Origin of the sequence: Acanthopleuribacter pedis (assembly GCF_017377855.1) — a bacterium.
In the GTDB taxonomy this organism is placed as follows: domain Bacteria; phylum Acidobacteriota; class Holophagae; order Acanthopleuribacterales; family Acanthopleuribacteraceae; genus Acanthopleuribacter; species Acanthopleuribacter pedis.
In genome coordinates, this window is record NZ_JAFREP010000003.1 from 1 (window position 1) to 25319 (window position 25319).

Sequence of the window (25319 nt, forward strand, 5' to 3'; positions counted from 1 at the left end):
TCTTCGCCGATGAGCCGCCTGATCTCTGCTTCTGTGTCCTCAATCATCGCTGTTTTGAAGGCGATAACTTGTTCAATTCGTGATGCTTCGGGTTGCAAAAGTGAAGCCTGAAGCCTCAGCTTCCAACGAGCCCGTTCATCGACCATGGACCGACGCAGTTTTACCAACTGACTAATTTCCAGCAGTCGCGGCGATGGCGCCTCATATTCGCGTGGCTCTCTTTCGCGACCAAAATAACTAAGCGCACGAGCATCGAGGCTATCGTTTTTGTGCTTTAGGTGGAAGCTCTCGCGGTGCTTCGCGGCCGCGGCTGAATTGATGATTGCCGGCCTGAGTTCGGGGCGTTTCTCCATCAATCGGTCAAACAACTTCGTTGAGTACCGGCCTGTTGCCTCCATAACCACACGAACCCCCTGAAGAGGGATTTTGGTGTTCGCTTCCAGTCTTTTCAGCCAAGCTAGAAATGATCGGACCCCGTTCCCGTCGTTACGGAAGTTCTTTACGGGGATTCTACGGATATGATCACTTGATTCGTTACACAAAAATGCAGCATCAAAGGTTGCTTTTGAAACATCTATGCCACACCAAGCTGTGATTTGTTGGGTCATTAACGTACCTCTTGGCCTATAATGTGGCCGCACCCTGTAAACCATCCTTATAAGTTCGGTCTTCAAAACTGAGACCAAGATAGTGTTCGGTCTTTGGAGGGTGCGGGGTAGGAGCGGGCTAAATCTGGGCTACGGACTGTCAAAGACGTCTCGGAGGTTTGAGCGGCTCCGAACCTACCACCCCGGCAGCTCGGCCAAGCTGCCGGGGATTTCCGCTAAACTTCTGTGTATTAAACACATTAGCTTCAAAATCGAGTGGCTGGGACATCACATCACGCTATTTTTGGTTTCCGAGATGCGAGGTGCCCCGCTACACATAAGAGGTTTAGCCAAAATTACCGCGAGTTATCGCGCTTCTTAGGTAAGATCGCCGTCATTCATTGATGCTTTGAACGGGTCGTTGGCGCGTGGGGGCAAGGCGTTTTGCGCTTGGGTTCTCGTGTATTTATGTAGAGCGGGCCTGTCAGAGAGCAATGCCTGTCGCGGAACCTGAGTCCTCCAAAATCTCGCCAAGCGATCAACCTGATCAAGCCCTGTCTCGTGGCTTGAAACCCAGGCCTTATTTTTTTTCATGGTGGCCGGTTTGCACTTTCTCCGGGTCTTCCTGAGGGACCGGCGTGGTCGATCTAAGGTGTTTTGAAAAAAATGCCGGCGTTTTGTAGATGTTGCTGGGGTGGGACGTTTATTGCATGGGTGTATGCCTGTTTTGGATTTGGTTTAAGTTGTTGGCAGATATAGGTTTGTTTTTGTTTTGTTGGTTTTGGCATTGTGGTTGCAATAGAGTGAAGCAGCAAAACAAAAAGGAGTGAAATGATGAAACGTTTTAAATCAGTTATTATTATTCTCTTGTTAAGTACATTCCTCCTGGGTTGTGCTCAAGAGAAAGAAGGAACCATGGAAAAGGCCGGTAAGAAGATTGACCAAAAGATTGAAAAGGTACAAGCTTCGGCCAAGGAACTTAAGGAAGAAGTTAAGGATGAAATTGACGATCACACCGATGACGAAGGTTAATTTTTCTTTCGCCTTAACACCAAAATCTTCAAAGGCTAAGCGCTTTACAGTCGTTTTAGCAAGTTAATACACCATGAAATACCGCATTGGGAATACTACTAGAGAAAACTTGGATGGGTTTGATCTCTTCTGGGCTCCTCTGTAGGCATCTCACATGTTTTCAGCATCGGTTAAGTGCATCCCTGATTGGGAATGTGCCTATCTGGAACTGAAGGGCATTGCTCGCGGATTCAACGAAACGTAACTCTCTACTTACCTAAAAAGGATGGACTTATGACGCCCCAGGCACAATTACAAGAATCAAACAATGTTAGCAATTTTACCCAAAAAGAGAAGGAGTTGTCTCCTGCAAAAGAAGTCGAAAATATTCGTGAAGACATGAAGGTGCTGCGCGAGGATTTGGCTTCCTTAACCCAGGTCATCACCGAATTGGGTGCTCGCGAAGTGAACCGCGTAAAAGAAAATGTGATGGATACGAGTAAAGAGATGATTGAGTCCTCTACCGAGGTGACCAAAAAGTCTTTGAACCGCGTGGAGAATAGCATTAAGGAACGCCCCTTTGTTTACGTGGGCAGCGCCTTCGGTCTCGGGATCCTCGCTTCCGCCTTTCTTAAGCGTAAGTAATCAATAATTTAACAAAGTAAGTCAAAAGGTAGTCGGCTGTAGCCATGAAATTAATCGATTGATCTTCTTTTAACCGGCACCGACTTTACGTCTCTTCCAAATCGACGCACGTTAATTTTCTCTTTACCTTTCAAGCCGTTTCTTAACTCGACATTCTCTTACCTCAATCTATAAGGAGTATTTCATGGAATTCGCATCAGTAGGCACCCTGTTTGGACTTGTTATTTTTATTCTGGATATTATTGCATTGTTCCAGATTCTCTCTTCTCCCTCATCAATGCTCTACAAAGTTGGCTGGTCGCTCGTAATCTTGCTTTTGCCTCTGGTCGGCCTCATTCTCTACGCTATTTTTGGTGGCGTTCGTACCACCCGCGTTAACGCATAACAGAACTATAACCGCCTATTCGGCGCTTCTGTCGCGTTGAAGATGTGTTTTTTCTTCCAGGCTGAATGCTTCAGCCTACGCGGCTAAGAAGGTCATGCGGGATCTGAAGATCCCGCGCCTTTTAACTTATATATCCTCAGCCAAAGCCATCACCTGGGCGGCGTGTTGTTCGATGATCGGCCAATCGTCGTTTTCTAACGCGTGCATCGGCGCAACCCAACTGCCGCCGACGCAGACCACGTTGCCCAGGTTAAGGTATTCTTTGGCTTTGATGACATCGATCCCGCCGGTGGGACAGAACTTGGCGTTAGCCAGGGGGCTTTGCCAGGAAGCTAAGGTTTTGATGCCGCCGCTGGCTTCGGCCGGGAAGAATTTCACGTACTGAAACCCATCGTCCAACAAGGTCATCACCTCACTGGGTGTGATCGCGCCAAAGAGGAAGGGCATACCGTTGGCCTTAACGGCATCGCGTAGGGTTGCGGTGGAGCCCGGGGACACGCCGAAATGGGCGCCCGCCTCCAGTGCCGCTTCCAGTTGGCTCGGGTTCATAATCGTGCCCGCGCCGATGATGATGTCGGGCACCTCTTTTTTTATCGCGCTGATACAGTCAAGGGCGACCGGGGTGCGCAGCGTAATTTCGATGATTTTCACACCGCCGCGCAGCAGTGCCTGTGCCAAAGGCACGGCCTGGCGGGTTTCTTTGATGATGACCACCGGAACCACGGGGGCGGCGGCGGTAATGGTTTCTATAGGGTACGTCGTCATAACAGTCCTCCTGGCGTGGTTGGGCGGGGCAAGTCTTGGATGGCGGCAATGGCGCCGGTTAGCGCCGGCATCGGATGGGTGATGACCCAGGTCGGCATCGACGAGGTCAGCGGTGTCATACGCCCCTTGTCCTCGAAACGCAGCCGGAATGAGCTTTCGGCGAAGAAATCGAGCATGCGTGGAATGATCCCGCCGCCGATGTACACGCCGCCGAAGGCGTTGTACACCAGTGCCAAATCACCGGCCAAGGATCCCAGCATGCCGCAGAACATGTCCAAGCACACCCGTTCATTGGGTGCGTTGGCGAGGGCCGCCTCGGTAATTTCGCGCGCCGTGTTGAACTGCGGCTGCCAGCCTTCCAGGTCACACATCGCCCGGTACAGCATCTCCAAACCCGGCCCGCAGATCAGCCGCTCCACCGACACGCGACCGCCGACCTTGCGGCGGAACCACGTCAGGATACGGTCCTCTTGTTCGGTTTCCGGCGAGAAGGAAACGTGACCGCCCTCTCCGGGAACCGCGATCCAGCGGCTGTCACAGGGAACCAATCCCGCGACACCCAGCCCGGTTCCCGGTCCAAGCACCAGTTTGGGGCCCTGTTCGGCCTCGTTTTCTTCCGGGCCGACTTTGAATAAGTCCTTTGCACCCAGGTGCGGCAGCGACAAAGCCAAAGCGCGAAAATCGTTGAATACCTCGAAATGGTCAAAACCTAAATCGCGGCGCATCTCTTCAATGGAAAAGTTCCAGCCGAGGTTGGTGAGGTTGACGTGGTCGTCGGTAACCGGGCCCGCCACCGCCAGGGACGCCATCGAGGGTTTGATGTCGTGAACCCCCAGCTGTTGACCCAGGTAGGCGAGAATCGCTTCTTCCAGGGTTGTGTAATTGCGACAGGACAGGATTTGTATCTTTTCCGGCCCATTGCCGCGCCAGAGGGCGAATCGAGCGTTGGTGCCGCCGATATCGCCGATCAAGCCGAAAAAGTGTTGGTTTTTCTTTTTGGACAACGTGCTGCTCCCTCCAACCGTGGTGCATGAGAATTTTGGATAACGCCGGTACGCACCACCGTACCGGCGTTGTGTCATCGTTTACGCGGAAAAAACGCCCGCGCCCGCCTCGGCCCCGTTGACCGCGGCGCGGAAGGGGGCGAACAACTCGCGGCCCAAGCCGTGGTGTACCTCGGTCAGGTCCGGTTGCGGTGTTTCGCGGCGGGCCCACTCCTCGGGGGCGACCTTGGCTTCCAGAACGCCCTGCTCGGCATCGACCCGGACGATGTCGCCGTCGCGAACCTTGGCCAACGGACCACCGTCCAGACATTCCGGCGTGACGTGAATCGCCGCGGGAACCTTGCCCGAGGCGCCGGACATGCGGCCGTCGGTGACCAGGGCCACCTTGTAACCTTTGTCCTGCATGACGCCGAGCGAAGGTGTCAACTTGTGGAGTTCCGGCATGCCGTTGGCCTTGGGTCCTTGGAAACGCACCACCGCGACACAATCCTTTTCCAGCTCGCCTGCTTGAAAGGCGGCCAGCAATTCGTTCTGATCATTAAATACCACGGCCGGTGCCTCAACCACGCGGTGCTCTGGTTTCACCGCGGAAACCTTGATCACCCCGCGCCCCATGTTGCCCCGCAAAACCACCACGCCGCCGTTGGGACTGAAGGGTTTCGCGACCGAGGCCAATATTTCGGGATCGCCGCTTTCGGTCACGCCCTCGCGCCAGGTTAGGCTGTCGCCGTCCAGGAAGGGTTCCTTGGTGTAGGCGTGCAGACCCTCGCCTAGGTGGGCCGCCACCGTGTTGACGTCGCCGTGGACCAAACCCGCGCCCAACAACTCACGGATCAGGAAACTCATGCCGCCCGCCGCGTGGAAGTGGTTTACGTCGGCTTGGCCGTTGGGGTAGATGCGTGTCAGCGAGGGGGTAACCGCCGAAAGCTCGGAGAAATCATCCCAGTTCAACTGTACGCCGGCCGCTTGGGCGATGGCGATCAGGTGGATGGTGTGGTTGGTGGAACCACCGCTGGCCAGCAAGCCGACCACGCCGTTGACAATGGCGCGTTCGTCAATCACCTTGTACAGCGGCATCGGTGTCTCACCCAAGGCGGCGATGGCGGCGGCGCGTTCCGCGGTGGCCGCGGTCAACTTGTGGCGCAACTCCGTACCGGGATTCACGAACGCGGTGCCGGGCAGGTGCAGACCCATGATTTCCATCAGCATTTGGTTGCTGTTTGCGGTGCCGTAGAAGGTACAGGTGCCGGGGCTGTGGTAGCTCTTGGACTCGGCGTCCAGCAGGGCTTCACGATCGACCTTGCCTTGCGCAAAAAGCTGGCGCACCTCGGCCTTTTTCTTGTTGGGCAAGCCGGAGGGCATCGGGCCGGCCGGCACGAAGATGCAGGGCAGGTGGCCGAAGGCCAGCGCGCCCATCAGCATGCCCGGCACGATTTTGTCGCACACACCCAGGCACAGGGCGGCGTCAAACATATTGTGGGTCAACGCCACCGCGGTGGCCATGGCGATCACGTCGCGACTGAACAGCGACAGCTCCATGCCGGGCTGACCCTGGGTGACGCCGTCGCACATGGCGGGCACGCCGCCGGCGAATTGGGCCACCGCGCCCGCGTCGCGGGCCGCTTGTTTGATGATCTCGGGATAGGTTTGCAAAGGTTCGTGGGCCGACAACATGTCGTTGTAAGCAGAGACGATGGCGATGTTGGCGCGTTGGTTGCCGCGCAACGCCGTTTTGTCCGTTAGGTTACAGGCCGCGAAGCCGTGGGCCAGGTTGCCGCACGAGAGCACGTTGCGGTGCGGGCCTTCGCCCAGGGCTTTTTCCATGCGCGCTACATAAGCCGCGCGGGTCGTTGCACTGCGTTTTTTGATGCGTTCCGTTACATCGTGAACCACGGGGTGTAGACTCATTTCCAACCTCGGAAGGGGCGCGGAGGGGTCCGCGGCCCGGCCGAATCCATCGTTTGGGGATTCGGGTTAGGGCGCCCAGTAAAAGGCGACCGGGGTGGGGGTTTGTTGCAAAAACGCGCGAATCGGTAAATCTTCAACCGGTCCGCCGGCGCGTGCTTCCTCAAAAACGCGGCGTTTGTCCTCGCCGGTACACAAGATCACGACCTGACGGGCGTGGAGCAGGAAGGGGGCGCTCAGGGTCATGCGTGGTTGGGCCGCGCCGGGTGCGCGCATCGCGCAGCAGCGCGTGCCGCCGGTACCGCTTAAGGCGCGTGCCAACTGGTCCCCCTTGGGGAACAGCGAGGCCGTGTGGCCGTCGCCGCCCATGCCGAGCAGCACCACGTCGAGGGGCTCCACCAGGACCGCCAAACGATCACTCAAGGTTTTTTCGCCTTGTTCCGGGGTGGACTCGGGGGTTTTGAGGCTGAGAAAAGAAGCCGCCGCGGCGTGGCCGACCAGCAGGTTCTCGCGCACCAATTTGGCGTTGCTCGCGGGGTCGTCCTCGTCGACCCAGCGTTCGTCCGCCAGGGTGACCGTGACCTTGGCCCAGTCCAGTTCACTTTGGGCCAGCAGGGCGAACAGCGGCTTGGGGGTACTGCCGCCGGAAACGATTAGGCTCGCCGAACCCCGTTGCCTGATTGCCTGGTTGAGCTGGTCGACCACGGTGAGACAGAGCTGTTCGAAAAGCAGGTCGCGGGTTTCAAAGTGGAGTTCCGAAACGGGTGATTGATCCGATGCTGGGCTCATTAATAACCTTCCTCGTACCATGTGCGGTTGTCGCGCTCGACCAGGGCGATGGAAGAGGTCGGGCCCCAGGTACCGGCGTTGTAGGACTGTGGTTTTTCACTCATCTCGGCCCAACCCTGGAGGATGGGTTCGCACCAGGACCAGGCTGTTTCGACCTCGTCGCGGCGCATAAACAGGGTGGCGTTGCCGCGCAGCACATCCATCAGGAGGCGTTCGTAACCGAGCGGGAAGCGATCTTGAAAGGCCTCGGCAAAACTCAGGTTCAGCGGAACCTGGCGCATGCGCATGCCGCCGGGTCCGGGGACCTTGGTCATCAGGTACAGGCGAATGCCTTCCTTGGGTTGCAGGCGGATGGCGAGGCGGTTGGAGCGCACCTGGTTCACGTTTTTGGGGAAAATCAGGTGCGGCGTTTCCTTGAATTGAATCACAATTTCGGAGCGGCGTTCCGGCATGCGTTTGCCGGTGCGCAGGTAAAAAGGCACGCCGGACCAGCGCCAGTTGTCGACCTCGGCTTTGATGGCGACAAAGGTTTCGGTGATGCTGTCCTGGGGCACGCCCTCTTCTTCCATGTAACCGATCACCGACTTACCGTCGACCGCGCCCGACGCGTAGCGGCCACGTACCGTTTTCTGGCGTACCTCGCGGGGGCCGATGGCGCGCAGGGCACGCAGGACTTTGAGTTTCTCATCGCGAACCGCGTCCGCGCCGAAAACAACGGGTGGTTCCATGGCGACGATACACAGCAGTTGGAGGATGTGGTTTTGGACCATGTCGCGCAAGGCGCCTGAGCTGTCGTAGTACTCACCCCGTCCACCGATGCCGATGGCTTCCGCGACCGAGATTTGCACGTGGTCGATCCATTGGTGGTTCCACAGCGGTTCAAACAACGAGTTGGCGAAACGCAACGCCATCAGGTTCTGGACCGTTTCCTTGCCCAGGTAGTGGTCGATGCGGAAGATTTGGTTCTCTTGGAAGACCGCGCCGATTTCCTCGTTGATCTTTTGCGCCGAGGCCAGGCTCGTCCCAATCGGTTTTTCGACGACCACGCGTGAGCTCTCCGTGATCAGGTTCTTGCGGGCCAGGTTCTGGCAGATCGGGCCGAATAGTTTGGGCGGGGTCGAAAGGTAGAAGGCGCGAACCACCTGGGGCCGAGCGGCGAGCAGGTCGATGAGCGGTTGCCAACCGTTGTCGCCTTTGGCGTCGAGGGTGAAGTAGTGGAGGCGTTGTAGGAAACGTGCCTCGGTGTCGTCGTCCAAGTCTTTCGCGGCGACGTACTCGACCAGCGCGGCTTTGGCTTGGGCGATGTAATCCTCTTGGGTGATCTTGGCGCGCGAAATACCGATGATGCGGCCTTCGACCGGCATTTGTTTGTCTTTGTCGCGGTAATAGAGGGCGGGCAGGATTTTGCGCATTGCTAAATCGCCGGTGCCGCCGAAGATAACCATATCGAAGGGTTGGACGGGAATGATTTTAGGTTCCATGGTGATCGTACCGTTCCTTTACATAGAAATGTGCGGACCTCGTCACGCCGGAGAGCACGGCGCAAGGCGAGGGGTCGCAAGGTCCGCGCGGGGCGGACGAGGGGAAACCTGCCGTAAGGTGTCGCAGATGGAGACCCACACGAATGCACTGCCGGGAAAGGGGAATTCCGAGGCAAGGTCGTCAATAAGGGAAACGTAAAAAAAACGAATCAAATGCGTGCGATGACCAAAATTCATGGTTTTTGTGGGGGAACCACGACTGCGACGTGGTGAAGGTGGGGGGTTGGGGTGACAGTTGAGAGCGGTATGAATGTCAGTCCCAGACTAACAACATAAGCGGGTCAAGGCAAGGGGTGAAGCGACCCCGTCGTTGTTTTCGGCGTCGTCGTCGACGCGGACGACGGGGTGGTGGACGACGACAGCTAACCCCTTGTCGTCGCTTTGTTTAATGAATCCTTCTTCAGAAAAGGAGATGCGCCCGCGAGGGGGAAGGACGCAACCCCCTCGCCTAAGGCGGCGACCTCGATGACGTGGTCGCGGTCTACGCCGCGGTCTACGCTAAGGTACGCATTCCATCGCGGTGACGATGTCGAGGATCGTCACCTCGTTGTTCCAGGCCCCGACCAAACGCGACCAGGCGCCCGTGTCGTAACAGGGGATGCCGAGCACCGAGTAATACAAGGGTGGCGGCGTGGTTTGCGGTTCGCTTGGCGTGGCTAAGGAAAAGCTCGAGAATTCCAACAAACCGTCGCCGTCGTCGCCGCTTGTCGTCCTGCCCCGGAAGCGCAACAAGGTGCCGTCACCTGGCAGCGGGGTCAAGGGGTAAGCGTGGGTGACGGTTACCGAACCCGGCGCCCACACCGTGATCGGTTCACCCCAGCGTTCGCTCAGGCTGTCCTCGCGGACGACGACTTCCTCGAAGGTCAGCAACGCGGGATCCCAGGTCATGGTGAAGCTGTAGCCATGGACCGCTTCGTCCGGCAGGTTGGTGATGTTCAGGTCGAAGACGAAGTCCTGGCTGGTCTCCATCAACCGCTGTTCTTCCGGGATGTCGATGCTGAAGTTGGCGGCGCGGGTTGCCGGCCCATCATCCAAACAATAACCCTCGATTAATTCCACCGAACGTTGCAGGATCAGCACCGCGTCTTGGACCGAGATGGTGCCGCTGCAGTTGGTGTCCGCCACGCACAACGGCAGCGGATCAAAATCGGTTGGGATACCCGACAAACTGTTGAGAATCTGCAGGGCGTCAAAGGCGCGGTTGTCGCGGCCGTCGCCGTCCAGGTCGCCGCGGGCGCGTGGGCAGCCCATGGTGACGCAGAAGCGACCGTCGGCGGTGCGTGCGATGGGGCTGCCGTTGTTAAACACAAAGTCCGCTTCCGGCAAGGCCAACTCGCTACAGGCGTTGCTGTCGCCCACCACCAAGAAGCGGAACCGCGTCAGCACCTGTTCCAGGTCCGAGCTCAGGTTGAGGTTGGCCACGTTGGCCGCCTGTAACAGGATCCGGCCCGTGTCGCTACCGCTGTCGTCCAATACGTCCCAGTCCGCGATTAGGCTGCCGGCTGTGTCCAGGCCGCGGTAGATCAGGATGTTGGGATCGTAGGTCAGCGCGACTTGGAAACTGTTGATTTGGAAGTCGATTTCGACCTCGCCGACAAACAGCGGCAGGCTGATTTCCGGCCCCGCCGGTGCCGCATGAACGCGGTTTATCCACACGTCGATCACGCCGCCGTCGCGGGTACAGTTTCGGTAACTTCGGTTGTCGAAGGCGGTTAGGCCGTCGCGGCTGACCTTGGCGGTGACGAAGATGTCGTCGCCGGTGATGTTGGCGGTGTCGTAGCGTAACCGGTAAACCCCGTCGGACTCAACCACGCTGCTCGGTTCTAGGGCGGCGTCGTTGTTTTCCGTGATTGTGAAGGCGCTCGCGGTTAAACCCGTGACCGGTCCGCTTTGGTCCTCGACGCGGGCCACCACTTGGATCGTGGGACAGGCCGTGATCGAAACCGCGTCGATGGTCAGGTCAAGTGTTTCGACCCAGTAACCCGCGACCATGTTCAGCCCGGTGTAGTCGAGGAACCCGTACACGCCGATGAACCAACTCCCCGCGCTTGGGTTCTCGATGGTGATCGTCTGTTCGTTGCCGCCGACGCGTGGATGGGCGTCGAAGACGTTCTGGTCGGGGAGGTCGCCGAACCGCGCGTACAAATCCGCGTCACCGGCACCGCCGAAGCTGCGAATTTCCAAGACGTCCTGTCCGTTGGGCACGTCAATGCGGAAGTACAGCCAGGTATCGCGACGGCCCGCTAGATTGGCGACCAGCTCGCCGTTGGACAAGGGCGTGACCTGGGTGACGGCGCAGCGGTTGTAACTGGAGCGGGTTTCCACGCTGTCTCCGAGGAACAGCGCCCGAACCAGGACCTGGTGGGTTAGACCGTCGGGTTCGGTTGTGGTGAAGCGCAGCTCGTATTTGCCGCGGTTTTCGTTGAGCGGAACCACGCTGAATGCGCGTGATTCGTTGTCTTCCAACAATTGGAAGTTGGCGGCGGTTAGGCCCGGAACGCCGACGTCGTCGAGGGTGACCTGAACCTGGACGGCAATCTCGGGACAGCCGTCGATGTAGATGTTCTGGATTTGAATCTGCTTGCGCAAGGCCGCGTAGGCACCGCGCAACTGCACATCGCGGAACTCGCTTACCGCGAAAAGGCCCACGTACCAACGGCCCGCCGCGGGGTTGTCGCGTTGAATGCGTTCGCTGTTGCCGATGCCGATGTCGCGGAAGTCGTAGTCGTTGAGGGTGGGTAGGCGATCACGGGCGAGGTAGAGGTCGACGTCGCCGTCGCCGCCCGACGTCTCGAAAAAGACCCGGCCCTGGTTGGGGGGCACGTCGAGGGCGAAGTACAGGCGGCTGCCCTGGGTCGCGGCGATGCCGGTGACCGGAACGTCGTTGGCTAAGGTCGTCACCCCGGAGATATGGCAGGTGCGCGCGCTGCTTCTGCCGGTCGCCGTGCTACCGAGCACCGTGACCGAAAAGTCGTAGTCGTGGCTGTTGCCGTCGGCCTGCAAGGTTTGGAAGGCCAGTTCGTACTCACCCGCGGTGGAGCCGGTCACCAGGGTGAAGGGCAGGTTTTGACCGTCCTCAAACAGGGCGAAGGCGTCCGCTTCCAGGCCCGAAACCGGGTCGCCGGCCAAGGTGATTTGTAGGCGGGCCACGGTATTGGGACAGTTGTCGGAGAAGAACCCGTTAACCGCGATGCCGATGGCACTGCTGTCCGGCGGAGTGCCGGTAATCGCCAAGCTCGCGGCATCGTCCTCGGCGCTTGCGCCGTTGTTCGGGGTGGAATCGGGGTCGGGCCGATCCGAGGCGGTGACCTCGGCGGAAACCGTGTGACTGCCCGTGTCGGTGACGCGTGCGGTCAGTTGTAATTGGGACAAGGCGCCCGCGCTCAGCCGCGCGATTTGCCAGTTACCGGCGCTACCGGCAGGGTTGCGGTTGACCAGTTCCAAACCGGCGGGCAGGCTGAAGTCCACCGCGATGTTGCGCGCCTCTTCATTGCCCGCGTTGTTGAGCGTGAGCGTCAGGTTGACCAAGGTGCCCACCGCGGCGCTGTTGCGGTCGGCCAAGAGGTCGAGTGAGAGGTCGGCGCCACCCACGCTCAGGGCGGCATAGTCGTCCTCGAAGGTGTTGCCGTTGCCGGGTGTCGAGTCGGGGTCGTTGGTGTCACTGGCGATGATTTCCACCGAAACGCCGCGGTCACCCTCGGCCAGAACCTCTTTGCACAGGGTGAAGGTCGCCTCGTGGTCGGCAATGACCAGATCCAGGAGGATTTCGTCGCCCAAGGGATTGAGCTGACAGGGATCGTCGGGGTCGATGTCCTTGCCCGCCGGTGTGATCAAACCCGCGCCGACGTTGATGCGGAAGCGCACGTTCTCCGCCGCGCTGGGACCGTCGTTGCGGAGTTTGACGGTGAAGGTTACCGTTTCGCCGACGGCCGGGGTCGGGTTGTCGACGCTGAGCGACATGCTCAGATCGGCGCGGTCGGCGGCATTCCAGCCCAGATCTTCAAACAAAGGAACCGCCAGGCCCATTTCGTGGTTGGGTCCGGTGTAGAAGGGTTCCATCAGTTCATCCGGTACCAGACTGGTGCTGAAGTGAGAAACCGAGCTGCCTTGGCGGTAGGGGTTGGGTGCATAGACCTCGACCTCGCCCGCGCCGTTGCGGCCGTTGGTGAGACCGCCGCTCGCCGCGACCACGTTGGCGCCCTGCCACACCGTGCTCGCGCCGCCGACGGCTGAGGCCGCCCGTTCCGCGTTGCTCATGGCGGACCACGACTTGTTGCTGCGCGTGTCCTTGAGGTTGCGCATGTAGGTGTCGTCAAAGCCGAGCAGTTTGTTGCCGGAAGGATCGACGAAGGTACTGAACCCCAAACCGTGGGAAAACTCGTGGATCAAGACGGAAACAAGGTCCATGTTATTGCCGGGTCGCGCGTCGAGGCCGTAGTACCAGTTGGTGCCGCGCAAGCAGTTGTCGTTGTTGTCGATACTGCTGTTGAAGGTGGCGCGGATTTCGCCGTCACCGCCGTTTAAGTCGCGGCCCGCCAAGGCGTTGGCGAGGGCGATGTGGTACCAGGTCGCCTCGTGGGGGGCGCCGGTAAAGTCGCGTGCCGCGGTGACCGGTCCCGCCGCGCCGAGCACGCCCGAGGTGGAACTACAACTCAAAGCGTCGAATTGCGCGAGGACCGTGATGGTGACGTCGCTTTTGAGCGAAGCCGCCACAATGTCGGCCGCGCGTTGGAAGGCAATCAGGCGTTGTTCGCCGAGGGTGGTGCCGGGGTTCCCGCCCACGGGGCTGACGGGGCGGGTGTCGTTAAAGCCTTCGCCGGGTCCGTCGTTGTTGCGGATCACGATGACCGCGCCGGCATTGCTTCGGGGGAAGATGGTGAGTTCGGCGAGGTCATCCTCACTGGTTGAACCATTGCCGGGTGTGGCGTCCGGGTCGGTGACGTCGCTACTCATCACCTCGAAAACCAGGGTTTTGCCGCCGCTGCTTGCCGCGGAGAGTTCCAGGGTTAAGCGTGCCTCGGCGCCCGCGGCCAACCGGCCCGGTGCGAAGGTGCCGTTGTTGAAGCTACCCTGACTCAGGGTGCTGCCGACTTGGGTCATGTCTTGGGGGAGGCGTATCTCGGTGGTAACCGTAACCGCTTGCGGGCCGTCGTTGCGGACCTTGGCGGTGACCGTGAACAGGTCGCCCTGGTTCGGGCTGCTTTGATCGGTGGCCAGGCTGACCGAGACATCGGCGCGTGGTGGTTCGGTGACACTGACGCCGACTTGATCGGTATCATCTTCACTGCTGTTGCCGTTGTTGGGCACCGAGTCGGGATCAATCGCCGCGCTTTGGCTTACCTCGGCGCCGACCAGGAAGGTGCCCGCGCGATCCGCGCGGAAGGTGATCGTCAAAGCGCGGGTGGCCCCGTTGGCAATGCTGCCGACGGTCCACAAACCCGTGCCGCTGTCGAGGGCGCCACCGCCGGTGTCATTGCTGGAGAGCAGAGTGACGCCGCCGGGCAGGCTGACCTGGACCGCGACCGCGTCGGCGCTGTCGGGGCCGGCGTTGCTGAGGTTGAGGGTGACGGTGAAGTTCTCGGAAACCAGGAGGCTGTCGCGATCCACGGTTGCGGTCAGACCCAGGTCCGCGTTAAAGACCTGGAACGGGGCCAGGGTGATGCTTGCTTGGTCATCCTCACCGGGACGGCCGTTGCCCGCGGTCGCGTCGGGGTCGACCGTGTCGGCGGCAAGGACTTGGGTCGTTAAGGTAACCGCTTGGTTATTAGTGACTTGGACGTTGACCGTCAGTTGGACTTGCTGCCCGCTCGACAAGTCGCTTGGCGACCACAAGCCTGTACCCGCATCGAAATTGCCGCTGTTGCTTTGGTGGCTGAGGTTGCCGGGTAAAGGAAGGCCGACCGACAAACCGGTTGCCGTATCGGGACCGTGATTGGTCAGGGTTGCGGTGAGGGTGATGACGTCGTTGACCTCGGGTGTGGTGTCGGAGGCGGACAGGGACAGCTCAAGATCAGCGGTGGCGACGCCGGGCCAGCCGAGATCGCGCAGCAGTGCCGCCGCGAGGCTCAGATCGTGGTTGGCACCGGAGAAGGCAACCTCCATTAATTGGTTCGGTTGAAACTGTTGGGAGAGGTGGATCAAAGAGGCGCCGGCGAGGAAGGGGTTGGGTGCGTGGAGCAGCAAACCGCCCTGAGGGTGAACGCCCGCACCACTGCCGGCGACCGCGCCGGCAACCGCACCGGTCCAGACCAGGTTCCCTTCGTTCACCACCGCGACGGCACGCGCGCTGTTGCTCATGGCGCGCAGTGTTTGGCCGGTTGATCGGTCGGTGACCAGGTCGAGGAAGCGTTCCGGGCTGCCCGCGAGGCTGCCGTCGGCGCCGTTGAGATCGGTGAAGAAACCGAGCGCGTGGGTAAGCCGCTTCAGCACGACGGTGACGAAATCGATCCGTGTTCCCGGTTGTCCATCGAGGCCGTAGTACCAATCGCGACCGCTGAAACAGTTGGCGCCGCCAAGCGCGAGGTTAAAGGTCAGCACGGCGTCGGGGCGGTCGGGGTCGAGATCCTCGCCGGCGAGGGTGTTGGCGAGGGCGCTTGGATAGCGAACGCCACTTTGGGGCGCGCCGGTAAAGTCTTGTTGCCAAAAGAGCTGTGCTTGTGCCAAAGCGGCGTCGTTTTGGTTGCACGCCAAGTTGCCGAAACGGCCGCGAATCAGGATGGGGGTCTCGCTGTCGAGGTTGGCGCTCCACAGATCCGCCGCGTATTGGAAGGCGATCAAACGTTGTGCGCCCAGCGTGTCGCCCGCGTTGCCACCGACCGGTGCGGTTGGGGTGGCGTCGTTAAAGCCGACACCTTGCCCGTCGCTATTTTGCAATTGGATCAAAGCGCTCGCGGGACTGACCGGGGTGACGATTTGGGTCGAGACATCGTCCTCGGCGTTGAGGCCGTTGGCCGGGGTTGAGTCGGGGTCGGCCACCCCGCTTGCGGCGACCTCGGCTTGTAAGGTGGTCGGTCCGAAGGCGTCGGCGCGCAAGATGAGGTTGAGGGTGGTTGCCGCGCCGGCGCCGAGTTCGTCAAGCGACCAGCGACCCGCGCTAAAGGTGCCGGACCCGTTGGCGTCGACCAGGCTAAAGCCGGGATAGGTCGCGGTGACGGCGACATCGGTGGCGAGGGCCGGGCCGTCGTTGTGGAGCCTGATCGCGAAGGTCAGCAGTTCGCCGGTTTCCAACGTGAAGGCGTCGACGCTGGTGGTCAGCGAGAGGTCGGCCTTGGGTAGGGGTCGCGGGGTCAGGGTAATCCCGGCCCAGTCGTCCTCGGCCGGATCTTGGTTGGCAACCACCGAGTCCGGGTCGTCCGGTTCGGCGGCGATGATCTCCGCGTTGGCGACGATCACCGGGGTGGTGGCGCCGAAGCGGTCGATTTGTAAGGTCAGGGTCAAGGTCGTGGTGCCTGATGCGGCCAAGTTGGCGACGTTCCAGCGACGGTTGGCGAGGTCGAAGTTGTTGTTACCACCGAGCAAGGTGGCGTTGGCGAAGGGGGGAATGCCGACCACCACGGCGGAGGCGTCGTCCGGGCCCTCGTTGGTCAGGTCGAGGTGGAGGTTGATGGTCGACAGTTCCAAGGGGGAGAGGTCGTCGGCGCGCCAGGCCAGCGCCAAATCGGCCGCGCCGATGCCGACCGCGGCGTAGTCGTCCTCGGCGGGGTTGCCATTGTCGGGGACTGAGTCGGGATCGGGCCGATCCGCGTCGGCCACCTCGGCGACGAGCAGTTTGTCGCCGCTTTGGTTGACCGAGGTGGTGATTTGCAGGCTGATCGTGTCGCCGGCGTCGAGCAAGTCAATGCTCCAGACGCCGTTGCTGTAGGTGCCCAAGCCGTTGTCGCCCAAATAGGTCAGACCGGAGGGGATGGGAATGGCGACACGAATGCCGTTGGCGCGGTTGGGGCCGTCATTGCCGAGCACCAAGGTGAACACGGCGGTTTCGCCTGGCAAGGCGGCGGGTCGATCCACGGCGGCGGTCAGGCTCAGGTCGGCACTGCGCGCACCCGGCCAACCAATGTCAAACATCAGTTGTGCCGCCATGCCGGGATCGTGGTTGGGTCCCGTGTAGAAAGGTTCCATTAATTCGTTGGGTGCCAGCGCGGTGTCGAAGTGGCTGACGGAGGAGCCGGGTCGGAAGGGATTGGGTGCGTACATGCGGGTCAGGCCGCTGCTGTTGGTGCCGGCGGTTAATTCACCGGCGGCGTTGTTGACCTGGCTGCCGGTCCACACCAAATCGCCGTTATCCACGGCGGATCGGGCACGACCACTGTCGTTCATTTGCGACCACAGCAAACCTTGGCTGTGGTCCATCAACAGTTGCATGTAGACGTCGTTACGCCCGTAGAAACGGCTACCGGTTTGGCCGTTGGTGAAGGTAAGGAAACCGAGGCCGTGGGCCATTTCGTGGAGCAGGACGGAAACCAAGTCCATGTTGTTGCCCGCGTTGCCGTCGAGCCCGTAATACCAGTTGGTACCGGACAAACAATTGTTGTTGTTGTCGATGCTGCTGTTGAAGGTCGCGCGGGCCGCGGCTTGGTTGCCGCCGTAGAGGTTGCTGCCGGCGAGGGCGTTGGCCAGGGCGATTGGGTACCAGGTGTTGCTGATTGGTGCATTGGGGAAATCGCGCGCAACGCCGCGCGGGCCGGCCGAACCGAGGATGCCGGAGGAGGCCGAGCAGGTGAGCGGATCGAAACGAGAATCCACCACAATTTCAACCGGGCTGGCCAGGTAGCGTGCCCAAATATCCGCGGCATGCTGGAAGGCAATCAGGCGTTGTTCGCCGAGCGTGGTGCCCGTGTTGCCCCCCACCGGGGCGGTTGGCGTGTTGTCGTTAAAGCCTTCGCCCGGTCCGTCCGAGTTGAGGATGGTGATGGTGGTCAGCGTTTGGCCCACGGCGTTGATGACCACCTCGTCGTAGTCGTCCTCGCCGTTGGCGCCGTTGCCGGGGGTGGAGTCTGGATCGAAGCGGCTCGCGTTGGTGACCTCGGCGGTGGCTTTATAGCGCCCGACCTCGGCGATGGTGAGCGTCATTTCCACTTGGGCCGTCTGACCGCTGTTCAGGGTCCCAATCGTCCAGACCCCGCTGCCGGTGTCATAGGCGCCGTCGCCGGATTGAGCCGCGATGGTTAAGCCGGCGGGCAAACCGTGTTGGACCACCACGTTTTCACTCGCGGCCGGACCGCGGTTGGTCACGCTCAGCCGCAGCACGGGTGCGTCCTCAACGTCCACGTTACCCGGCGTGACGGTGTGGGTCAGCTCCAGGTCGGCGGTGAGGGTGCTTATGGTGGTGATGACGAAGTCGTCCTCATTGGAGACGTTGTCCGGGCGGTTGTTGTCGGGGGTGGAATCGGGATCGTCTTGACGGACCGCGCGCACCTCGGCGCGGAAGATGTGTGAGCCGGCAAAGACGGCGTCGGCGGACAGGGTTAACACGGCTTGGTTGGTCGCCGCGAGGTCGTCGGGTCGCCATTCCTGGGTGACCGGGTCCCAGGATGGATCGGCGGCAATATTCTGAAAGGCGGCCGCGGGCGAGACCAACACGACAATGTCCTCGGCGGTGTCGGGACCGGCATTGTCGAGGGTGAGGGTGAAGGTGACACGGGAACCGTACTCGGGCGTGCTGTCGGAAACGACCAGGTCGAGGGAGAGATCGGCCGTGCCCGCGCTGCCCGGTGTGAAGGCCAGCGTGATGGTGTCGTCTTCGCCGTTGTTGTTTGCGTTGCCGGGCGTGGAGTCGGGGTCTTCCTGATCGACCTGGGCGACGCCCGCGTAGATGAACGCACCCGAGCCGCTGTCGTAGAGCAAGTTAAGCGTTAGGGAAACCGTGTTGCCCGTGGGCAGGCTCGGCAACGTCCAGCGACGGGTGCCCGTGTCGAACGCGCCGTCGCCGGAGCTGCTTTGGTAGGTGAACGCCAGTGGGATGATCAGGTCGACCGCGATGTTTTCGGCGGTGTCGGGGCCGTCGTTGCGCAGTTCCAAGGTGACCGAAAGCGGATCGCCGGGGATGGGTGTCAGGGTTGTGGCGGTGGCGCTGAGGCTGAGATCGGCGGTGCCGATGAAGATGGGTTCGACGGTGAGGGTGAGGTCGTCGTCCTCGTTGAGATAACCGTTTTCCGGGGTGGAGTCGGGATCGTCGGTGGTTGCGTTCGTGACTTGGGCGCGCAGGTTGAGCGGCGCAAGCCGTTCCGCGCGATAGACAACGGAAAGGGTCGGCGCCGCGCCGACGGCCATATCGCCGATGGTCCAGACGCCGGTGGCGGGGTTGTAGCTGCCGCCGCCGGTGTGGGATTGATAGGTCAAACCGCTGTCGGCGAGGACCTCCGCCGTGACCGATCCCGTTTCCCCCGGACCGTTGTTGCGCAACACCAGCGTTGCCGTAACCAACTCGTTTAGGCCAGGTTGCGTGTCGCTAAGGGTGCCGGTGAGGCTGAGGTCGGCGAGGGGTTGTTCTTGCCAACCGAGATCACCCAGCAGGGCCACCGCGAGGCCGGGATTGGTCGTGGCTTGGGTGAAAAAGGGCTCCATCAATTCGTCGGGGCTGAGGTCGGTGCTGAAGTGCGACACGCTGGACCCACTCCGAAACGGGTTGGGTGCGTACATCTCCACCTGACCGCGGCTGTTGACGCCGTCGGTGAGGTTGCCGGCGCCGCCGTTGACGAGCGGGCCCGTCCAGACCAGATCACGGGTATCAACCGCGGAGCGCGCCCGTTCCGCATCCGTCATTTGCGGCCAGGACTTGCCCAGACTTGCATCACGCAAATACTGCATATAGATGTCGTTGAAACCCAGGAGCTTGGCGCCGGTTTGGCCATTGACGAAGGTCGAGACACCCAAGCCGTGGCCCAACTCGTGGAGGACCACCGTGAGCAGGTCCATGTTGTTGCCGTTGTTGCCGTCGAGGCCGTAGTACCAGTTCGTGTTGGCGAGGCAACCGTTGTTGTTGTCGATGCTGCTGTTGAAGGTGGCGACGATGTGGTTGCCGTTGTTGAGGTCGCTGCCCGCGATCGCGTTGGCGAGCGCGATGTGGTACCAAGTGGAAGCGAAACCCGCGTTGGGGAAATCACGGGCCACCGTTTTGGGGCCCGCCGCGCCGAGCACCGCCGAGGATGACGAACAGGTGAGCGCGTCGAAACGGGCTTCGACCTTGATTTGCACCGATGAGTTGATCAGGCCGCCCCAAATTTGTGCCGCCCGTTCGAAGACTTGCAGGCGTTGCGTGCCGAGGGTGGTGGCCGTGTTGCCGCCGGTCGGGCTGACCGGGGTCGGATCGTTAAAGCCTTCGCCGGGTGCGTCGCTGTTCACGATGATGATCGGTGCCCCGTCCGTGGCGCGCGGGGTTATCACCAATTCCGCGTAATCGTCGCCGCGACCGTCGGCCGGTTGGGAATCCGTATCGCCGTGGTCGGCGGCAACCACCTGGGCCGTCACCGTTTTGGCGCCCACGCTGTCACTGCGCAGGATCAACACCAAATCAACCTGACTCGATGCGGCGAGGGTTAGCGGTGTCCATACCCCACTCGCAAAATCGGCGGGCGTGTTGGTGAGGGTGACCCCGGCCGGGATCGGCACCGCGACCTGAACGCCGGTGGCGTCGTCCGGCCCGGCGTTGGCGAGGGTGATCGTCACCGTGGTGTTCTCACCGACCAAGGGTTGCGGTTCATCGCTTTGCATCGCGACTGAAAGGTCAATTGCGCCGATGGTCGCACTTGCTTGATCGTCCTCACCGGCGGCGTTGTTGTTGACCGTGGAATCCGGGTCTTGTTGGTCGGCGGCAATGATTTCAGCCGTGTTGACCTTGGTGCCGGCCACGTCGACCCGCGCGCTGATTTGCAGGGTGACGCGGCTGTCGGCCGGTACGGAAGCCACCGTCCACAGGCCGTCGGCGAAGCTGCCCGCGCCACTGCTGCCGGTGATGGTTAAACCGCCCGGCAGTCGGTTGGCGACCTGAACGCCGGTGGCGTCGTCGGGGCCGCGGTTGAGCAGGTCGAGGTTGAGTTGGACCGTGTCGCCCACATTGGCGGTGCCATTGCCGAGGGTCAGGCCCAGCTCTAAATCAGCCTCGGGTGTACGCAGGTTTTGGCTAAAGCGATCATCTTCGCTGGGCACGTCGTTGCCGGGCGTGGAGTCGGGATCGAAACGATCCGCCGCGCTGATCTCACTGGTGAGGGTGAAACTGCCGAAGGACACCACCGCCAATTCAACCGTCAGTTGGGCCGGACTACTCAGTTGCTCGGCCGCGACCGTCCAGGTCGCGTTTTGATCGTTGAAGGTTCCGGTCCCGGAATGGGAACGGTAATCCACCCCGCCGGGCAGGGCCAGGGTGACCGTTGCGCCGGAAGCGTCGGGGCCGCTGTTGGTCAGGGTGAGGTTGAGTTGGACGCGGTCGCCGACGTTGGCTACCTCGCTCGAAAGCGTTCCGCTCAAACTCAGATCCGCCTCGGGCGTGCCGACCACGACCGAGGCCCAGTCATCCTCGCTCGAAAGGTTGTTACCGGGTGTGGAATCGGGATCGAACAAGTTGCTGGTCAGCACTTCCGCGTCCGCGCCGACGCCGCCGAAGGCGATGACCCGGGTGGTGACGTTCAGCGCGACCGTTTGGGCCGCGTCGAGGCTGCCGATGGTCCACAGACCCGTGGCCGGGTTAAAGGCGCCGCCGCCGTCGTCGGACAGGATTTCGACCGGGGTCGGGTTGGTGTTGCCGATGGAGACGCGGGCGGTCACGTTCTCGCTTGTGTCGGGTCCGGCGTTGGTGACCTGCACGCGAATCACCAGGGTTTCGCCCACGTCGGCTTTCTCCGGCGTAGCACTGATCGCCATGCTGAGATCGGCGCTCCCGACCGAAATCGCGGCCGTGTCGTCCTCGCTGATTAATCCGTTGTTGGGTAAGGAGTCGGGATCGCCCTGATCCGCGTTGGTGAGTTCCGCCACCAACTGTTTGGCGCCTGAGGCGGCCACGTCCACCGACAGCTTCAGCACGGTGGTTTGGTTTTCGCCGAGGGTACCGACCGTCCACAGCCCGTTCCCGCTCGTGTAGGCGCCGTTCCCATCGTCGGAAACGTAGGTCAAGCCGGCGGGTAAGCGGGCACTGACTTCCAGTCCGGTCGCCTCACGGGGACCGCGGTTGCGCACCTCAATCGCAAATTCGATACGATCACCTGGCAGCGGGGTGACGTTGTCGACGGTCATGGTGAGTTCGACATCCGCCTGGTCCAATCGCGTCCAACCCAGATCGAACAAGACTTCCATGGCGATGCCGGGATCGTGGTTGGCGCCGACGAGGAACTGTTCCAACACTTGATCGGGCGTTGCTGATGCGCTGATGAAACCCCGGTTGTAGTCGCTGACCGAACCCTGGTAATCGAAATCGAGCAGGAGGTAACCGCCGCCGTCGGTGCCGGCGGTCAAGGCCGTGCCCGCCGCGGCGCGGGTGCCTTCGCCCAAAAAGACCTGTTCGCGGCCCGCCGCGCTCAAACGTTCGGAACTGCTCATGGCCGACCAGCGTTCGTTGGTTAGCGGATCGCGCAGCAGCTTCATGAACACATCGTTTTGGCCGAAAAACTTGCCGCCGTGGCCGCCGTTGACGAAGGTATGGAAACCCAAGCCGTGGATCAACTCGCGCACCGCGATGCTGACCATATCGACTTGGCTCCCCGGCGAGGCATCCAAGCCGAGGTACCAATCCGTTCCGTTGAGGCAGCCGCCCGCGGCAATCGACGGGTTGACCGTGACCACGATTTCGGGTTCGGCCCCGTTGGTGTCGACGCCCGCGATGTGGTTTCCGAGCGCGATGGGGTAGAAGGTGTCGGGATCGGGGGCGTTGTCAAACTGAATCACCCCGGTGAGCGGTTCACCGTGGGCGAGAACCGGGGTGCCGCCGGGACAGGGGAGATCGGCAAAGTCGACCTGGGCCGTGATCAACACATCACTGGCCAGGAAACTGCCGACGATGGCCGCCGCGTGTTCCCAAACCAGGCGGCGCTGTTGACCGAGGGTGGTGCCCGTGTTGCCGCCGACCGGATCCACCGCGGTGGTGTCGTTGAAGCCGACCCCGTTGCCGTCGGCGGTGGTGATGACAATCGAGGCGCCGACCGCACGGCGCGGGTTAATCGTGGCCGAACCGGTATCGTCCTCGGCGTTGTTTTGGTTGTTGGGGGTCGAGTCGGGATCGGCCGGCGTGGCGGCGGTGATTTCGGCCGTGAAGGTGCGGGCGCCGACGCTGGGCGCGGCGGTGGTGAGCACCAGTTCAGCGGATTGACCGGCAGGCAGCGCCGGAATGCTCCAAACCCCGGCGTCGTAACTGCCGACCGAGCTTTGCGCGCTCGCCTGGCTTAACCCGGCGGGTAAAGGCGCGGAGACCGTGATGTTCTCGGCTTGATCCGGCCCGTTGTTGCCGACCGTGACCGTGTAGAAATAGGGCTGCTCGAGGAAGGGGACCGTGGTGGAAACGCGCACGCGCAGGTCGAGGTCGGCCTCGGGTCGGCGGATCGTGGCGGTTTGGTAATCGTCGTCCTGGGTGTTGCCGTCGCCGGGGTTGCTGTCCAGGTCGCCCACGTCGGAAGCGGTAATTTCACTGACGATGGTGGCGCTGTCGCCGCTGACAAAGGTTGCGGTAACGGCGACCGTTGCGGATCCGGCCGCGGTCACCCCGGTCAGTTGCCAGTTGGGATGATTGTAGGTGCCGTCGCCGCTCGCCGAGACGAAGGCCATGTTGGCGGGCAAGGTAAGCGCGGTGGTCACCGCGCCGACACTGTCCGGCCCCGCGTTATCCACGCGCAAGGTGATGGTGACGTCGCCGCCGTTGTCGAGTTTGTCGGGGCTGACCGTTTGGTGCAGGGACAGATCGGCGAGGGGGGGCGGTACCGCTTCCACGCAGAGTTGGCCGTCGCTGGTTTGGGTTTCGGGGAAACCGCCGTTAAACACAAAAGCCGCGTTGGGCAGGGACAGCGCGCTGCAGGCGTCGACCGTGGCGTCGGCACGGGCGTGCAGGTTCATGTAAATAAGGATGGCGTCGCCGTCGGTACTCAGGGTGAACTCTTGGGTCGAGGCGGCGGAGACCAGCACGCGGCCGGGCGTGGGTTCGTTGTCGAGCACCAAATCCCAGCCGGCGATTTCGGTGCCGCTGGTGGTGAATCCCTCGTAGGTGAACAGGTTGGTGTCGTAGTTGAGCTCGAAATCAAAGGCGTTGACGTCCAGATATTGCGCAACCTCGCCGACCACAATGGGGACCGAAAGCGTTTCGTCTTGGATCACGCCGAGCCCGCGGCTGATCCAGACCGCGACTGGATCGGGAGGCAGGCGCCGGAACAGGTTGGGGCGGAAGGAGAGCAGGGTACAGCGCATGCGGTTGATTTGTTCAACGCTGAAGCGGTTCATGCAGGCGTCGTCGGCATAACCCATGTAGTTGTCGACCGGATCACTGCTCCCGCAGGTCGCGGTGCCGCCGGGGCAGCCGTAGATGGGTTGGCTCTGGGAGGGCGTATCGTTGACCAGATCGCCGCAGGTGTAGCTGTTGCAGCAGCCGCCCTGGAAGGTGTGGTAGAGGCCGAGGTAGTGGCCGACCTCGTGGGTGAGGGTGCGGCCGGTGTTGTAGGGCGGCCCGATGGGCGCGTTGCGGCCGACCGCGTTCCAAAGCACATTGATGCCGTCGTAGTAAGCGCCGGCGACGTTGCCGGACGAGGGTAGGTAGGCGTAGCCGAGGTTGCCGCCCGCGCTGTTGACGTAGATGTTCATGTAGCGGTCGGGGTTCCAGTTGAGGGCGCGGCGGTAGCCGAAGCTGTCGTTGTCCGCGTGCCAGGCGTCGTTAAAGGTGCGGGTGATGCCGTTGGTGGGTTGGCCGTTGGGGTCGCGGTCGGCCAGAACGAAGAGGATGCGGCTGTCGTTACCGGGCGCGCCGGGTGTGTTGACCTGGGCGTTAAAGTCCTCGTTAAGGATTTCCACCTGGCTGTGAATGAAGCTTTCGTCGATGTTGCCGGTCCCGTTGGTGCGCGCGATGACGTGAAACACCGTGGGGATGATCAACAGGTCACCGGCTTCGTAGGTGTCGCGAACGATCGTTTGCTGGGTGTCGCAATCGCCGGCGGGTTGCCGGTTGGGCGGGACCGTGGGCGCAACGGTGCCGCAGAAGCGGACGCCTTCAAGGCCGGGAAGGAGGGGTGGGTCGAAGTAATCTTGGGCTGATAAAAAGAGCGGAAACAGCGAAAGACAAAAAACCAAAAAGATCCGTTGCAAGCGGTACCCAGTAGGTTCGGGCAAGGCGGTCCTCCCTTCTCGACCGGCCGTGGTGGCGGACCGACGGGTTGAAGCGCCGGGGAACCAAACGGCCAAAAACGTGCTGCGACGCGTGCCGTGCCGAGCGAGCACGGCGAAACCCACGCATGAAAGCACTGAGCCGATCCGTTCCCGGCGGAAAACGCGTCGACCCGCGAAGGTTTCGTTGCCAAAACGAGGAAAATGGAAACGTCATAAAGTTGGCAAAGGTATTCTTACCTCTTCGGAAAAAAACACCCCCAACTGAAGCAAAAACTGGGGAGGGGTGGCGCGGCGCGGGACAACCCGTGTGATCTGAGAAGGAAGCAGGGGTGTTCGTCGTCGCCGCCTTACGCGCGCAAGTGCTGTTAGCCGCAACGGCTTTCTGGGAATTAGACCTTTG

The 25319-nt window shown here is 61.4% G+C and carries 10 protein-coding genes; 3 read left to right on the forward strand and 7 right to left on the reverse strand.

Annotated features, from left to right (window positions below; all coding sequences use genetic code 11):
- Positions 1–608 (reverse strand): IS110 family transposase (locus J3U88_RS03535; protein ID WP_207856772.1); only part of this gene is annotated, 608 nt, incomplete at its 3' end.
- Positions 609–1421: 813 nt separating this feature from the next.
- Here J3U88_RS03535 and J3U88_RS03540 point away from each other — a divergent pair.
- From J3U88_RS03540 to J3U88_RS03550, 3 genes are all read left to right on the forward strand, one after another.
- Entirely contained in the window at positions 1422–1619 is a 198-nt protein-coding gene (locus J3U88_RS03540) for a hypothetical protein (RefSeq protein ID WP_207856774.1), read from the forward strand.
- A 273-nt stretch (positions 1620–1892) separates the two neighbouring features.
- Complete coding sequence (locus J3U88_RS03545; protein ID WP_207856776.1) at positions 1893–2243, forward strand: hypothetical protein; 351 nt, start codon at positions 1893–1895, stop codon at positions 2241–2243.
- A gap of 184 nt (positions 2244–2427) precedes the next feature.
- Positions 2428–2628, forward strand: a complete 201-nt coding sequence (locus tag J3U88_RS03550) for a PLDc N-terminal domain-containing protein (protein ID WP_207856777.1) — start codon at positions 2428–2430, stop codon at positions 2626–2628.
- Positions 2629–2754: 126 nt separating this feature from the next.
- Here the strand turns inward: J3U88_RS03550 and eda are convergent, their stop codons facing one another.
- From eda to J3U88_RS03580, 6 genes are all read right to left on the reverse strand, one after another.
- Positions 2755–3393: a bifunctional 4-hydroxy-2-oxoglutarate aldolase/2-dehydro-3-deoxy-phosphogluconate aldolase gene (gene eda / locus J3U88_RS03555; protein WP_207856779.1), complete on the reverse strand. Its 639-nt coding sequence runs from the start codon at positions 3391–3393 to the stop codon at positions 2755–2757.
- A complete protein-coding gene (gene glk / locus J3U88_RS03560) occupies positions 3390–4397 on the reverse strand; it encodes a glucokinase (RefSeq protein ID WP_207856781.1) in 1008 nt (335 codons plus the stop codon). Before glk ends, eda begins: the two co-directional genes overlap by 4 nt.
- Positions 4398–4478: 81 nt before the next feature.
- Entirely contained in the window at positions 4479–6305 is a 1827-nt protein-coding gene (gene edd / locus J3U88_RS03565; protein WP_207856783.1) for a phosphogluconate dehydratase, read from the reverse strand.
- Positions 6306–6371: 66 nt separating this feature from the next.
- On the reverse strand, positions 6372–7091 hold the full coding sequence (pgl, locus tag J3U88_RS03570; RefSeq protein WP_207856785.1) for a 6-phosphogluconolactonase: 720 nt from the start codon (positions 7089–7091) through the stop codon (positions 6372–6374).
- Positions 7091–8572, reverse strand: coding sequence for a glucose-6-phosphate dehydrogenase (gene zwf / locus J3U88_RS03575; protein WP_207856787.1), 1482 nt, complete (start codon positions 8570–8572; stop codon positions 7091–7093). The genes pgl and zwf overlap by 1 nt, the downstream gene beginning before the upstream one ends.
- A 558-nt stretch (positions 8573–9130) precedes the next feature.
- Positions 9131–24922, reverse strand: coding sequence for a M43 family zinc metalloprotease (locus J3U88_RS03580; RefSeq protein ID WP_207856789.1), 15792 nt, complete (start codon positions 24920–24922; stop codon positions 9131–9133).
- Positions 24923–25319: the final 397 nt, after the last annotated feature.